Annotated in this window: 12 protein-coding genes; 4 read left to right on the forward strand and 8 right to left on the reverse strand. The window is 37.3% G+C overall.

Annotation, left to right across the window (positions count from 1 at the left end; all coding sequences use genetic code 11):
* Positions 1–8: 8 nt before the first annotated feature.
* From kynA to AC3G7N_RS07615, 3 genes are all read left to right on the forward strand, one after another.
* Positions 9–857, forward strand: coding sequence for a tryptophan 2,3-dioxygenase (kynA, locus tag AC3G7N_RS07605; RefSeq protein ID WP_489421547.1), 849 nt, complete (start codon positions 9–11; stop codon positions 855–857).
* A gap of 90 nt (positions 858–947) precedes the next feature.
* Complete coding sequence (locus tag AC3G7N_RS07610; protein WP_489421548.1) at positions 948–2,291, forward strand: sodium-dependent transporter; 1,344 nt, start codon at positions 948–950, stop codon at positions 2,289–2,291.
* 99 nt (positions 2,292–2,390) lie between these two features.
* On the forward strand, positions 2,391–3,719 hold the full coding sequence (locus AC3G7N_RS07615; protein ID WP_489421549.1) for a CoA-disulfide reductase: 1,329 nt from the start codon (positions 2,391–2,393) through the stop codon (positions 3,717–3,719).
* A 171-nt stretch (positions 3,720–3,890) separates the two neighbouring features.
* On the opposite strand, the gene AC3G7N_RS07620 is transcribed toward AC3G7N_RS07615, so the two are convergent.
* From AC3G7N_RS07620 to AC3G7N_RS07630, 3 genes are all read right to left on the reverse strand, one after another.
* Positions 3,891–4,562 (reverse strand): hypothetical protein, encoded by a 672-nt coding sequence (locus tag AC3G7N_RS07620; protein WP_489421550.1) that lies wholly within the window; start codon positions 4,560–4,562, stop codon positions 3,891–3,893.
* A 165-nt stretch (positions 4,563–4,727) separates the two neighbouring features.
* On the reverse strand, positions 4,728–5,393 hold the full coding sequence (locus tag AC3G7N_RS07625; RefSeq protein ID WP_489421655.1) for a TerC family protein: 666 nt from the start codon (positions 5,391–5,393) through the stop codon (positions 4,728–4,730).
* Positions 5,394–5,860: 467 nt separating this feature from the next.
* Positions 5,861–6,901, reverse strand: a complete 1,041-nt coding sequence (locus AC3G7N_RS07630) for a C45 family autoproteolytic acyltransferase/hydrolase (RefSeq protein ID WP_489421551.1) — start codon at positions 6,899–6,901, stop codon at positions 5,861–5,863.
* A 151-nt stretch (positions 6,902–7,052) separates the two neighbouring features.
* Between AC3G7N_RS07630 and AC3G7N_RS07635 the strand changes: the two genes are divergently transcribed.
* Entirely contained in the window at positions 7,053–8,777 is a 1,725-nt protein-coding gene (locus AC3G7N_RS07635; protein WP_489421552.1) for a DNA-binding protein, read from the forward strand.
* A gap of 52 nt (positions 8,778–8,829) precedes the next feature.
* Here AC3G7N_RS07635 and AC3G7N_RS07640 read toward each other — a convergent pair whose 3' ends face one another.
* From AC3G7N_RS07640 to ribE, 5 genes are all read right to left on the reverse strand, one after another.
* A complete protein-coding gene (locus AC3G7N_RS07640; protein ID WP_489421553.1) occupies positions 8,830–10,713 on the reverse strand; it encodes an ABC-F family ATP-binding cassette domain-containing protein in 1,884 nt (627 codons plus the stop codon).
* Positions 10,714–10,818: 105 nt separating this feature from the next.
* Positions 10,819–11,001, reverse strand: a complete 183-nt coding sequence (locus tag AC3G7N_RS07645) for a hypothetical protein (protein WP_489421554.1) — start codon at positions 10,999–11,001, stop codon at positions 10,819–10,821.
* Positions 11,002–11,076: 75 nt separating this feature from the next.
* Positions 11,077–11,541, reverse strand: a complete 465-nt coding sequence (ribH, locus tag AC3G7N_RS07650; protein WP_489421555.1) for a 6,7-dimethyl-8-ribityllumazine synthase — start codon at positions 11,539–11,541, stop codon at positions 11,077–11,079.
* A gap of 19 nt (positions 11,542–11,560) precedes the next feature.
* Positions 11,561–12,760 carry a bifunctional 3,4-dihydroxy-2-butanone-4-phosphate synthase/GTP cyclohydrolase II gene (locus AC3G7N_RS07655; protein WP_489421556.1) on the reverse strand — a complete coding sequence of 400 codons (1,200 nt, stop codon included), beginning with the start codon at positions 12,758–12,760 and terminating at the stop codon, positions 11,561–11,563.
* A gap of 12 nt (positions 12,761–12,772) precedes the next feature.
* The gene (gene ribE / locus AC3G7N_RS07660) at positions 12,773–13,420 is read right to left on the reverse strand and encodes a riboflavin synthase (RefSeq protein ID WP_489421557.1); all 648 of its coding nucleotides are present in this window, start codon (positions 13,418–13,420) and stop codon (positions 12,773–12,775) included.

Genomic DNA, 13,420 nt, shown 5'->3' on the forward strand with positions numbered 1-13,420 from the left:
TAATCATTTTGTCAGACAAACATGAGAATGACTCATTTAAAGAAGAAAAAGGTATTCATACTGATTTCATCGAGAAAATGACTTATGGTGATTACTTACAATTAGATACACTATTATCAAGTCAAAAACGCCTATCAAATCACCATGATGAAATGTTGTTTATTATCATTCACCAAGTCAGTGAATTATGGCTGAAGCTAATCATTCATGAAACAAAGGCTGCTGTAGAAGCAATCAAGCGGGATGATCTTCAGTCTTCCTTTAAAATGCTAGCCCGTGTATCTAAAACTCAAACACAAATTATCCAGGCATGGGATGTTCTTTCAACCCTTACACCAGCAGAATACATGGAATTTCGCGATAAGCTAGGAAATGCGTCAGGTTTTCAATCGTATCAATACCGTCTAGTTGAATTTGTTCTTGGTTATAAAACACACTTTATATTAAACATCTATAAAAAGGACCCTGAATTACATGCAATACTAGAAGATGCATACAATAAACCAGGACTTTATGATGTGGCGATTCAAGCACTTGCACGAAACGGCTTCGACATAGACAAAGAAGTCTTAGACCGTGATTTTTCGGAAACTTATACAAAAGATGAATCAGTCGAGAATGCTTGGCTTGAAGTTTATAAAAATGTTGATGACAATTGGGAACTTTACCAGCTTGCTGAAAAGCTTGTTGATGTGGAAGACTCGTTTCAACAATGGCGCTTCCGTCATATGAAAACAGTGGAGCGAATTATTGGTCACAAAATTGGCACGGGGGGATCTTCTGGTGTTGGTTATTTAAAAAAAGTTTTGGATCACTATTTCTTCCCAGAACTTTGGGATATCCGCACAAAAATATAGTTATAATTCACCATGTTCTTGCTTAGTCTTGTGTTTGACCGTAAGAACGTGGTATTTTTAATGAAAATATTAAACAAAAGGAGGTCAAGTATGAGCAAGAAACAAGATCAGTGGTCATCAAAATTTGGATTTATTTTAGCATCAGCTGGAGCAGCAATCGGTCTCGGAGCAATATGGAAATTTCCATATATGACAGGAATGAATGGTGGTGGCGCCTTCTTTTTACTTTTCATTGGCTTCACGATCGTGATTGGTTTACCTTTATTGATTGCTGAATTCATTATCGGGCGTGGTGCTCAAAAGGAAGCGATTAGTGCTTATAAAATACTTGCTCCAAAAAGTGGCTGGTCCATTATAGGCAAGTGGGGTGTGTTTGGATCCTTCTTACTCATGTCTTTTTATAGTGTTGTAGGTGGATGGGTTCTCATCTATTGTCTTATGTCGATTCCTGGAATGATTATTAAACAGGGTGCCAACTATGAGGCACTTTTTGGATCAATAACAGGAAATCCGCTTATTACAATAATTGGTCTTGCCGTATTTATTTTAATTAATGTCATTGTTGTTTCATTTGGAATCAAAGATGGAATTGAAAAAACAAGTAAAATTTTAATGCCATTACTATTTGTCTTTTTTATAATATTAGTTATTCGAGCCGTAACTTTTGAAGGATCCATGGAAGGATTACGTTTCTTCCTTCAGCCAGACTTTTCTAAGATAACCGGAGAAAACGTGCTATATGCCTTGGGGCAGTCCTTTTTCTCACTAGCTGTTGGATTCTCTGTCATGGTTACATACAGCTCTTACTTAGGAAAAGATGTTAGCTTACCAATGTCAGCTGGATCTGTTTCCATTATGAATATTCTTGTATCACTATTAGCTGGACTAGCTATATTTCCTGTAGTATTTTCGTTTGGATTGGAACCAACTGAGGGACCAGGTCTACTATTCATGGTGTTGCCAGAAGCATTTGCTCAAATGCCTTTCGGTGAAATCTTTTTAAGTTTGTTTTTGTTACTGTTTCTATTTGCGATTTTAACTTCATCGTTTAGTATGCTTGAGATTATTACATCAGCATTTACAGCTAAAAAAGACCGTTCACGTAAAAAGGTCGCAGCCGTTGCAGGGTTTGTTATCTTCCTTGCGGGTATTCCTGCAGCATTATCATCGAGTACTTTAGCAAACTTCAAGCTATTTGGTTTAACTGTTTTTGACGCTAGTGATTTTCTAGTTAGTAACATATTGTTACCCGGTGGTTGTTTATTAATTTCACTCTTTATTGGATTCCAAATGAATAAAGAACTAATGAAACAAGAATTTTCTCTTAGTAGCAACCTATCAACCAGCTGGTATCAACTATGGTTTCAGCTTATGAAGTGGGTTGTACCGATAACCATCATAATTGTTTTCCTAGGGTCACTGGGCATATTATAAATTCTTACTTAAAAAGTACTGGTTTACAGTGCTTTTTAATTTGCTTATTTTCAGGTACAAACGGGTACACTAATAAAGAGATTAAAAGGAGCGTGTCATATGGGAAATAAAATAGTTATTGTTGGCGGAGTTGGCGGAGGAGCAACAGTTGCTGCTCAAATTAGGCGTATGGACCCAGAATCTGAAATTATTCTTTTTGATAAAGGCGAGCACATTGCTTTCTCAAATTGCGGAATGCCTTATTACATTGGCGGCATTGTTGATAAACGGGATCAATTACTTCGGGATTCAAATGACTTCGCTGAAAAATATAAAGTTAAATTAAACCTTAATTCTGAGGTTGTTCAAATTAACCGAGAGAAAAAAGAAATTACATACCGAGCTAAAGATAACGAACACCAAAAAACTTATGATACATTAATCCTCGCACCAGGTGCACATGCATCGGTTCCGGATTTGGATGGATTGAATAACGACGTCACATTCACACTGCACACCATACCAGATATGGATGCTATTCATGCTTATATCGCTAAAAACAAACCGAAAACCTGCGCTATCGTTGGAGCCGGGTTTATTGGTCTGGAGATGGTTGAAAATCTACGCAAGCTTGGACTGGATTGTACACTGATAGATCGTTCTAAGCAGGTAATGAAGCTTGTTGATCCTGACATGGCTACAATGATTCAAGATCATCTCAAAGCAAAGGGTGTAAACCTTATCCTCAATGAAGGGATGGAATCGTTTACGAATTCGGGGAAGACATTACATCTTTCTAGCGGAAAAAGTTTGCAGGCTGACATGACAATTTTAGCTGTTGGAATTGCGCCAAACACTAAATTGGCAAGCGAGGCAAAACTCCAAATTGGTGAAACAGGAGCAATTGCCGTAAATGAATTTATGCAGACGAATGACTCAAACATTTTTGCCCTGGGAGATGCTGTTGAAACACCTGATTATTCAACGCAAACTCCACGACATATAGCACTCGCCTGGCCTGCGCATCGCCAAGCTTTTATTATCGCGAACTATCTTAAGGGGGAGAAAACGCCATACCTAGGAACACTTGGCTCAGCAATATTTAAAGTATTTGACTTGAGTGTAGCTGTTACAGGTCACAACGCCTCCTCGCTTGATCAACTTGAAATCGCATACCAGGAAATTACACATGAAGCGTTATCACATGCAGGATATTATCCTGGAGCTGAAAAAGTTTGTATCAAAGTATTGTTTGATAAAACTAACCAAAAAATACTCGGAGCTCAAGTTATCGGCGAAGATGGCGTTGATAAACGGTTAGCAGTTTTAGCTACCGCTATTAAAGGTGGAATCAGTGTAACAGAATTGGCAGAGTTGGAGCTTGCTTATTCCCCTCCATACTCATCACCTAAAGACCCAATTAATATAATCGGTTATAAAGCATTATAAATTAAGAAGAGCGCAAGCGCCTCGGTCAGGGATATCAACACTCATTCTGATATATCTAAAACCTCGAGGAGGCTAGGCGCTGAAGCTAGACAGACAAACGGCGAAACATATAATTTTTCCTTGCTCTTAAAAAAGCGCTCCTGAAATTTTTTCTTTTCAGGGGCACCTTTTTTATAAATCTTCTTCAGATCGATAGATGATTGTAAATTTGTCCTCATCAATTAATTCACTTACATGAACTTGCACACCATGACCAAACGTTGCTTCCTCTTCTGTCATAGCAACGATCATAGCTTTTGTTTTGTTTTGAATATCCAAGTATATATCACCAACAACGGGCTTTACTTCGGGATTAGAGGCTGACATATCTCCTAATGCTTCATCATCTGCCTGTTGCATAGTTGATACTAAGTTTGTATCTAAGTAAGCAATCTCATGAAAATTCTCCAATTTACCTGGAACTAACAGAACATATTCGCTATGCTTAACCCCATTATCTCTTGTGGTTACAACATTACCATCTTCTACATTATCCACTTTTTCAATTTCATTCAACGAGTAATGATCAAGAAAATCTGGTGCAGGTTTTACAATTAAAATGTAATCTCCTGCTTCTGGAAGTTTATTTTGATCGATGGTATACCTTTTTCCATAAAAGATAAACGAGTCCAAATGTCTGGGTTTATATAATTGGATATCACTAGCTTTAGATAATACTTGTTGCATGTCCTTTAACCGATATAAGTGAACAGACTTTTTAAACATGGCTTTGACGGAATAAACCTTATGCAATTCGTTGTTGTAGTAAACAAATTGTCCTTTTCTTACTTGAAAGAGATTCATTTAATAGCCTCCTAAAGTTAAATCATACTAATTTTAATTTAAAATATATCTTCTGTCATTTTCCCATTATACCCTACTAGTTAAACATATATTAGAAAATCTTCTTTGTATAAAATTATCAAAGGAGAGAAGCTACCAATTTCAGCTTCTCTCTTTCGTAATTTTCTATGCTGTTTTCTTATTTCTTACATAACCAATTAATAATACAGCAACTGTAAGACCTGCTACAATCGCATACATGGATAGTCCGTGATTAATGTTTAACCAATCAATAACCACCTCATCACCCGTTATCATTTCACCTGCTGTCCATGCTAGAATACCTGCACCAACATAGGCAATCCACGTGTATTTGTCCATTACCCGAACAATTAGTTTTGATCCAAAAATCATGATTGGGATACTAATTGCCACACCAATTGCGATCATTCCGATATGACCATGTGCAGCTCCTGCAACAGCTACTACATTATCAAGGCTCATAACAGCATCTGCCATAATAATCGTCCCTACAGCTTTAGCCATGGTTCCTGATGATTTAATGTCTGCATCTGGCGCATCATCTACTAATACATGGTATGCAATCCATAACAATAGTAATCCGCCTATCAAATGAACGAATGGAATTTGTAATAAATAAACAATTAAAATGGCAAAAAAGATCCGTAATATAACCGCTCCAGCAGTACCAATAGCAATCGCTTTATTTTGCTGTTTTTTAGGTAATCCTCTAGTCGCCATGGCAATAACAATAGCATTGTCACCAGAGAGTACAATATCAATTGCAATGATCTTTAATAATGCTAGTAAAGATTCTTGTGTAAGTTCAATTCCTAACAAATTATTGCCACCTTTCTACTTGAACCCTTTTAATTATACTGTAGTCAGATTGATTGTAATGCAGATATTATTTAATTTAGCAGAAAGATTAACAGAGGGAGATGATTCTATTTGTAGTACTGGGGTCAAGTTTCAGCAAAAAATGGATATGCATCTGTTTGAGGGGTACTCTTTACATACCCATTGTGTTTTAATTTGTTGTATATCTGATTTACTAATATCCTGGCGAGATCTTAAAGCTGTTAAAACTTGACTGTGCTCGTCCAGTTTAAGATCTGTCCACCAAGAGCTTGACCATGGTCATCTAGTTTATTCGGTGATTTGATCAAGCATGCCAATTAATTTTTCTTCAAACTTCATTTGTTCCCTTTTACTTTTTCTAGTATTCCATATTTTGTCTGACGTTAGTAACAAAAGTCATCGTGATTACCAGCCATTTTGTAGTCTAATACTTTCAATCAATCCATATGAGCAAACGGCAAATCAGTGTCAACTTCACCCATTATACGTTTAGTGGAAATCCTTTCACCTGCGAGCCACTTTGCAAAGTCAAAAACAACTGGTTCCTGATCGCCACCGAGTGCAAACCATACCTTTCTTTCTTTTGGAAAATAACCAGATGTATGGATTGTTCCAGACCAATTTTGATAATCATTGGAAAATACACCTTTATCCAAGTCATTCATCATACGAAACGCCTCATACCCATCTGAAATAGTACCCTTTTGTGCGTTAATTGCATGCATTCTTCTATACGAATCATCTAAGTGATGTCGATTTTCATGTTCTAAAACTTCAAAATGATTTGTACAAACGTTTGATTGGTAAGCCTCTACCCCGCGTGGTGTAGCCTCTACAACAAATGTTTCTTCATTTTCATCTAATACCGTATAACTGAAAGAATGGCGGTGAGGGATTTCTTTTAACATGCTTATCGCCTCTTTCACAGTTGCACAACGTTCTAAAATGATACGTCCAATCATATTACAAATAAAACCATCGCCAGGTCTTTTCCGATGCATGAAATTATACCCAAGGACCAGCCCTCTTTCGTTCATTCCATCCATACGACCTGTGATACGTTGAGATGGCCCTATCACGGCATATCCATCATCTGTTGGTTGGTAAATCATATATCGACCTTCATATGTCCTTGGATGATAATCGTAATTTCTGATCATGTAATCCCTGCCCGTGAAAATAGAACAGCCAGAACGTACATATTCTAATCGATAACCGCCAAATTCTTTCAAAACCTCGTCTATGGGCCATTCTAATGCATCTCGAAGCCCAACAAGTTCATCCCATATAGCTGGAGCATATGGGGTAAAAGCCTCTTTCACGGATTTTTCATTTATAATAAAACGAGCTTTACGCGTCTTCCATTGTTTCCGTCTATTTTTGATGATGAGCGAATCCTTCAGTTCCTCGCCTTGTTTAAAGCCAAAATCATAATGACTTCCTCTAAATTGCAACATATCGCTATATATTTTTTTCATTCGTATGACCCCACTTACTTTTTTTTGCTATTACCAGTTTAATGGAAATGAAAAAATAATGAAATGGTTTAGATGACTTCATTGAAACTATTTATGACTGTCATACGTACATACACCTGGAAACTATTATATTAGGAGTGAAATAATTATCATGACAGGAATTTTACTGACTGCAATTTTATCATTGATTTTGTATGCGACCTTATCGATCATTCTTATTGTTAAAAATAAGATTAAGAAAAAAAGAAAATTAACAGCACAACTGGCGGCATTCATCTTTGTCGGATTGTTCATTATTGCAAGTATCGTAAACTATGTTATTTTATTACCAATAACCATTCCCAATATGATCATTGCAAATCTTGTGATAGCAATTATTGGAATCTTTTTGTTATATGGAATGACGCAAACACCAGGAAAGAATAAGCGTAGCGGTCCTTATGAGGCGGCATTAGGTTTAGTAATAGTTCTAGCAGTTCTAGCAATTCCAACCATTTTCGTACTAGGAATTTTCACGTTAGATAACTCTTATGAGTCTATTAGCCAAAATGAGGTCGAAGAGGCAAAACCGTTAAGTAAGGATGATACTCCAATTACCGTATCCCCTGAGTTTGCACGAAATAAGACGCAAAAATCAATGAGTGTTATTCCGAACACTCAATTTTACGATTTAGGTAAATTACAAGTACAAAAGTTAGAAGATGATGTTGTATTTGTCGGACCAGTTGAGTTTACCAGCTTTTGGAAATGGTTCCGTGGTAAAGAAACACAAGGCTATTTCACTATTTCCGCAACAAACGTTAATGCACAACCCGAATTTGTTGAAAGTAAAATGGAATATACAAATTCAAGCTATTTTAATAAAAATATCGAACGAGTTATTTATGGTGCATACCCAAGTTACATTCGAAGTGGTGAAGCTCAAATAGAAGTGGATAAAGATGGTAAGCCTTGGTATGTCCAGACGTTGTATAAACCAATTGGAATAACAAGTAAACCAGACCTTCAAGATTTGAAGGTTGCGATTGTAGATCCAGTAGAAGGTGATGTACAGCTTTACGCTACTAGTGAAGCACCAGATTTTGTAGACGGATCTGTAAGCTCGGAAATGGCTACTGATGTAAATGAATACTTTGGTAAGTATGTCCATGGTTGGCTAAACTCCATTTTTGGAAAGAAAGATGTCAAGATACCAAATGAATCTGGAACGGAAAGCAGTGTTACACCGATTTTCAATGAAAATGGTGACATGTTTTATTTTACTGATATGACATCACCAAAAGAAAATATTGACTCTGCTCTAGGTTACACATTAATAAATGCTCGCACTGGTGAGCTAACCTATTACAATAGTAAGAAGAATAGCGGCATAATGGATAGCACAGGAGCAAAGGAAATTGTAGATAAGGAATTTCCTGAGAAGAACTGGAAAGGATCCATGCCGGTTTTATATAACATTGATGGTAACCCTACTTGGATTGTGAATGTCCTCGATCCAAACGGACTCTTTAAAAAGTATGCTTATATCAAAGCATCCGATTCTGATTTCGTCGTTTTTGGTGACACAGCACGTGAAACACTTGAAGCATATCGCCTGCAGTTACTACAGGATCCAAGTAATGTATCCTCTTCAGGCGAAGCTCCTTTACAAAAGCGTTCTGGCGAAGTAAATCGTGTGTTAGTTACGACTCAAAACAGTGGGCAGATTGTTCAGTTTTTATTAAAAGGAGATAAAACTATTTATACGATAACTGCTGGGAAAGCTCCCCTTGCACTATTCTTGAAGGCAGGAGATAACGTGCAGTTAGAGGCAAATATTCGTGATAATGGTACTGGAATTGTGGAGACTATATCAATTGATGGGTTGACTGAATAAGACAAAAAGGCTGATGCGTGATTGCATCAGCCTTTTGATTGGTCAACTGTCATTATTTACCCGCTTCCATTTCTTCAACGAGAACAGATAGCTCTTCCCAGCGATCCATTCTTTGTTCTAATTGATTTTCTATTTCTTCTTGTTCTCTATACAAATCTTGAACTTTTTCAAGATCACTTCCTGCTCCGGCAATAGCTTCTTTCATGCTTTCAATTCGGGTTTCCAGTTCGGTAATTTGGTCTTCAATTTGATTCCATTCCTTCTGATCATTATACGAAAGCTTTTTCTTCGTTTTTTTGACAGACGGAGAAGGTTTCTCCTTTATTGGAGTGGATACTTTTTCAGTTTCTTGCTTCTCCAGATATGCACTGTAATTCCCATAAAAACGTGTAACTTCTGGTGTTGTTTCAGATAGCACCAATAGCTGATCAACCACTCTATCTAAGAAGTAGCGATCATGTGAAACAGTAATGACCACCCCTGGAAAATTTGCCAGGTAATCTTCTAGAATGCTTAGTGTTTCTGTGTCCAGGTCATTTGTTGGTTCATCTAAAAATAAAACATTAGGTTCCAACATCAAGATCTTTAATAAATATAGTCGACGCTTTTCTCCACCTGATAGCTTACGAATGTAGTTCCATTGCTCTGATCGTGGAAACAAAAAACGTTCCAGCATTTGTTCAGCTGTTATCACTTCCCCATTTTTTGTGTGAATGACCTCAGCAACTTCTTTGATATAATCAATAACTCGCAAGTCTTCATTAATTTCTTCACTTTCCTGCGTATAATAGCCAATTTTGACTGTTTCGCCAACATCAATTGCCCCAGAGTCAGGCTTTAGACGATTAGCCATCATGTTTAACAACGTTGTTTTTCCAGAACCATTTGGACCAACGATTCCCAACCGCTCTCCAGGTACAACTAAGTAATCAAAATTAGCAATTAATTGCTTATCACCAAAGTTTTTTTCAATACCTGTCAATTCAAGGACTTTCTTGCCCAAACGCTTTGACCCTGCCTGAAACGCCACTTGACTTTTATTTGTATCAAAACTTTGTTCCTTCATATCTTCTACCCGATCAATGCGGGCTTTTTGCTTCGTGGATCGCGCTTTTGCTCCACGCCTTAACCACGCAATCTCACGCCTTAAGGTATTTTCATGCTTTTGCTGACTACTTTCTTCTAATTCTTCACGTTCCGCTTTTTTCTCAAGAAACAATTCATAATTCCCTGTGTACTTATAAAGATTTCCTTTATTCAATTCATACATATGATTCGTTACACGATTTAAAAAATAACGATCGTGCGTAACGAGTAGCATTGCACCACGATAAGATGCTAGAAATTTTTCCAACCATTCTATTGTAGCGTGATCTAAATGGTTTGTTGGTTCATCTAATATCAATAAATCTGCAGGTTGGATTAATGCTTTAGCAATTGCAACTCGCTTCTTTTGCCCTCCAGACAAATCAGTTATCTGCTTATTAAAATCTGTGATTCCAAGTTTCGTCAAAACTGTCTTTGCGGTTGTGTTTGCTTCCCATGCTTTGTTTTCATCCATTTTTTGTTGCATGGTTAGTACACGTTTTTGTGCCGTTTGACTATTTGCATTTTCCGTGAGCTCAAGAAGCGCACGTTCGTAATCTCGCATCGTTTTCATGATTACCGATTCACCAAAGTAAATTTGTTCGATCACTGTTAGTTCTGGATCTAGAACAGGATCTTGAGACAGATACTCAATATGGTAATCTTTCGCATGTTTCACAAGACCATGTTCAGGTGTTTCAATTCCAGCAATTACTTTTAAAAAGGTTGATTTTCCAGTCCCATTGACTCCAATAAGTCCAATCCGGTCATTTTCTTTTATGGTACAGGAAACCTCATTAAATAAAACCTTTTCCCCATATGATTTTACAACATTTTCAACTGTAAGCATTTCAACATTCCTCATTTCGAACTTCACTCTATCCATTAGTATAAGGGAATATTTATCATGTGGAAAGTAAACAACAAACACGCGAGCATAATCGCCCGCGTGCCTTTAAAGTTTTTCATCTTTTGTTCCGTTAATACGCTGCTTAATATAAATTACGATTAAAAACAACAGCCAAGAAGTTACACAATAAAAAAGAATCTTACTTGTTGGTTGCATATCATTAAAAAAGAATGCCATTCCTATCCATATAAATCCTAATCCTATTATCTGATATAACACTAATTTCATCGATCTTTCCCTCCACTAATGGAACGTCTCAATTAGTATTGTATCGTATTTAGATTGGAATTTCTATCGACAAAACTAGAAAGATTTGATTAGGTTTGCCATTTCAATGGCGGCAACTGCTGATTCTGACCCCTTATTTCCAGCCTTTGTTCCGGAACGTTCAATTGCCTGCTCAATCGTTTCTGTTGTAAGCACGCCAAATATGACAGGCTTACCTGATTGAGAAGATGCTTGTGATACCCCTTTTGCCGCTTCTCCGCACACATAATCAAAATGAGGTGTTGCACCTCGAATAACGGTTCCAAGTGTGATAACTGCGTCATACTTTTCCTTCGTCGCCATTTTGTTTGCAGCCAACGGGATTTCAAATGCACCTGGCACCCATGCGACATCGATATTTTGTTCACTCATACCATGTCTTTTTAACGTATCAATTGCACCCTCTAATAATTTACTCGTAATAAAATCATTAAACCTTCCTACAACAATACCAATCGTTAAGTCTGTAGCTACCAATTTCCCTTCAAATGTCTGACCCATAGTTCCCATCTCCCTATCATTAATTGTGTAGTTCTAGTAAGTGTCCCATTTTACTATATTTCGTTTGCATATATGGCATATTAATTTCGTTGTAAGTGGTTGTTAGGGGAATCCGTCCCTTAATCTCAACTCCATATGACTCCAATGCGGTTATCTTTTCAGGGTTATTTGTTAACACATTTACTTGTTTGATTCCTAAGTCTTGTAAGATTTGTGCACTAAGCAAATAATCCCGTTGATCTGCGGCAAACCCTAATTGCTCGTTTGCCTCGACCGTATCATAGCCCTCTTCCTGCAGCTTATATGCTTTCAGTTTATTTAAAAGCCCAATTCCACGGCCTTCCTGACGCATGTATATCAATACTCCGCTGCCTGCTGATTCAATTTCGGCTAAAGCGCGGTTTAATTGCGGACCACAGTCACAACGCTTCGAAGCAAATACGTCACCAGTCAGACATTCCGAGTGAACTCTCAATAATGCAGGTTTTTCTGGATCAATTTCACCTTTCACAAGAGCTATGTGTTCTTTGCCATCGATATCATTTGAGTAACCAAAGACTTTAAAATCACCAAATTCTGTTGGCAATTTTGTTTCTACCTCACGTTTCACATGCTTTTCATGTTTTTTACGATAAGTGACCAATTCCTCGATTGATACTATTTTTAGATCAAATCGTTCGGCCATTTCCACCAAATCTGGAACACGCGCCATGCTTCCATCTTCTTTGATAATTTCACAAATCACACCTGATGGATTCGCACCGCTTAGTTTTGCTAAATCAATCGATGCCTCTGTATGACCTTGTCTGGTTAACACACCACCATACTTAGCTATTAGTGGAAAAACATGCCCAGGGCGTTTGAACTCCTCTGCAAGGCTATCAGGATTTGCCAATGCCTGAATGGTTTTTGATCGCTCAGCAGCACTAATTCCAGTGGTAGACTCTTGGTGATCCACACTCACAGTAAAGGCTGTACCCAAGGGATCAGAGCTATTATTAGTCATCATTGACAAATTCAGTTTTTTAGCGATTTCTTCTGAAATTGATGTACAGACAAGGCCTTTTCCATGTGTAATCATAAAATTAATTGTTTCTGGTGTTGCCATATCAGATAAAGCAACAAGATCCCCTTCATTTTCTCTATCCTCATCATCAACTACGATGACAGATTTTCCTAGCTTTAAATCATCTATTGCTTCTTCAATTGTATGAAACATAGTGACATCTCCTTATAGATATCCGTTATTTGTTAAAAATGCTTGATTAATACCTTCATTTTTCACATCGGTTTGTTGCAGCATTTGTTCAACATATTTCGCTAACATATCACATTCAATGTTTACGATAGACCCTACTGTTTTTTCGCCTAAAACCGTTTGTGAAACTGTATGCGGAATCAGTGATATGGTAAATACTTGTTGATTCACTTCGAAAACTGTCAAACTTACCCCATCAACAGCTATTGATCCTTTTTTTAGTAAATACGATCGAAGCTCTACTGGCACTTCAATATCATAGTAAATCGCATTCTCCTGCTTTTCTTTCCTGATAATCTTGCCCGTTCCATCGATATGCCCTGAAACAAAATGGCCTCCAAACCGTCCATTCGCATGCATGGCTCGTTCTAAATTAACAGCTGAGCCAGCTTTTAGTTTGTTTAATGACGTTGCTTTAATTGTTTCAGGCATTACGTCTAAATTAAATTCATTTGCGTTGAATGTAGTAACGGTTAAACAAATACCGTTTACCGAAATGCTGTCACCAATTTTCATGTCTGAATTTATTGTTTTTGCTTGGATTGTCAGTTGAACTGAATTCGCTGACTGTCGTTGTATCTTTTTGACCTGACCGAGTTCTTCGATAATTCCAGTAAACAT

The sequence above is a fragment of the Virgibacillus carmonensis genome (assembly GCF_057836705.1).

Coding starts and splice junctions, on each gene's coding strand:
- AC3G7N_RS07610 (WP_489421548.1), top strand. CDS start 948: ATGAGCAAGAAACAAGATCAGTGGTCATCAAAATTTGGATTTATTTTA.
- AC3G7N_RS07615 (WP_489421549.1), top strand. CDS start 2,391: ATGGGAAATAAAATAGTTATTGTTGGCGGAGTTGGCGGAGGAGCAACA.
- AC3G7N_RS07620 (WP_489421550.1), bottom strand. CDS start 4,562: ATGAATCTCTTTCAAGTAAGAAAAGGACAATTTGTTTACTACAACAAC.
- AC3G7N_RS07630 (WP_489421551.1), bottom strand. CDS start 6,901: ATGAAAAAAATATATAGCGATATGTTGCAATTTAGAGGAAGTCATTAT.
- AC3G7N_RS07635 (WP_489421552.1), top strand. CDS start 7,053: ATGACAGGAATTTTACTGACTGCAATTTTATCATTGATTTTGTATGCG.
- AC3G7N_RS07640 (WP_489421553.1), bottom strand. CDS start 10,713: ATGCTTACAGTTGAAAATGTTGTAAAATCATATGGGGAAAAGGTTTTA.
- AC3G7N_RS07645 (WP_489421554.1), bottom strand. CDS start 11,001: ATGAAATTAGTGTTATATCAGATAATAGGATTAGGATTTATATGGATA.
- ribH (WP_489421555.1), bottom strand. CDS start 11,541: ATGGGTCAGACATTTGAAGGGAAATTGGTAGCTACAGACTTAACGATT.
- AC3G7N_RS07655 (WP_489421556.1), bottom strand. CDS start 12,760: ATGTTTCATACAATTGAAGAAGCAATAGATGATTTAAAGCTAGGAAAA.
- ribE (WP_489421557.1), bottom strand. CDS start 13,420: ATGTTTACTGGAATTATCGAAGAACTCGGTCAGGTCAAAAAGATACAA.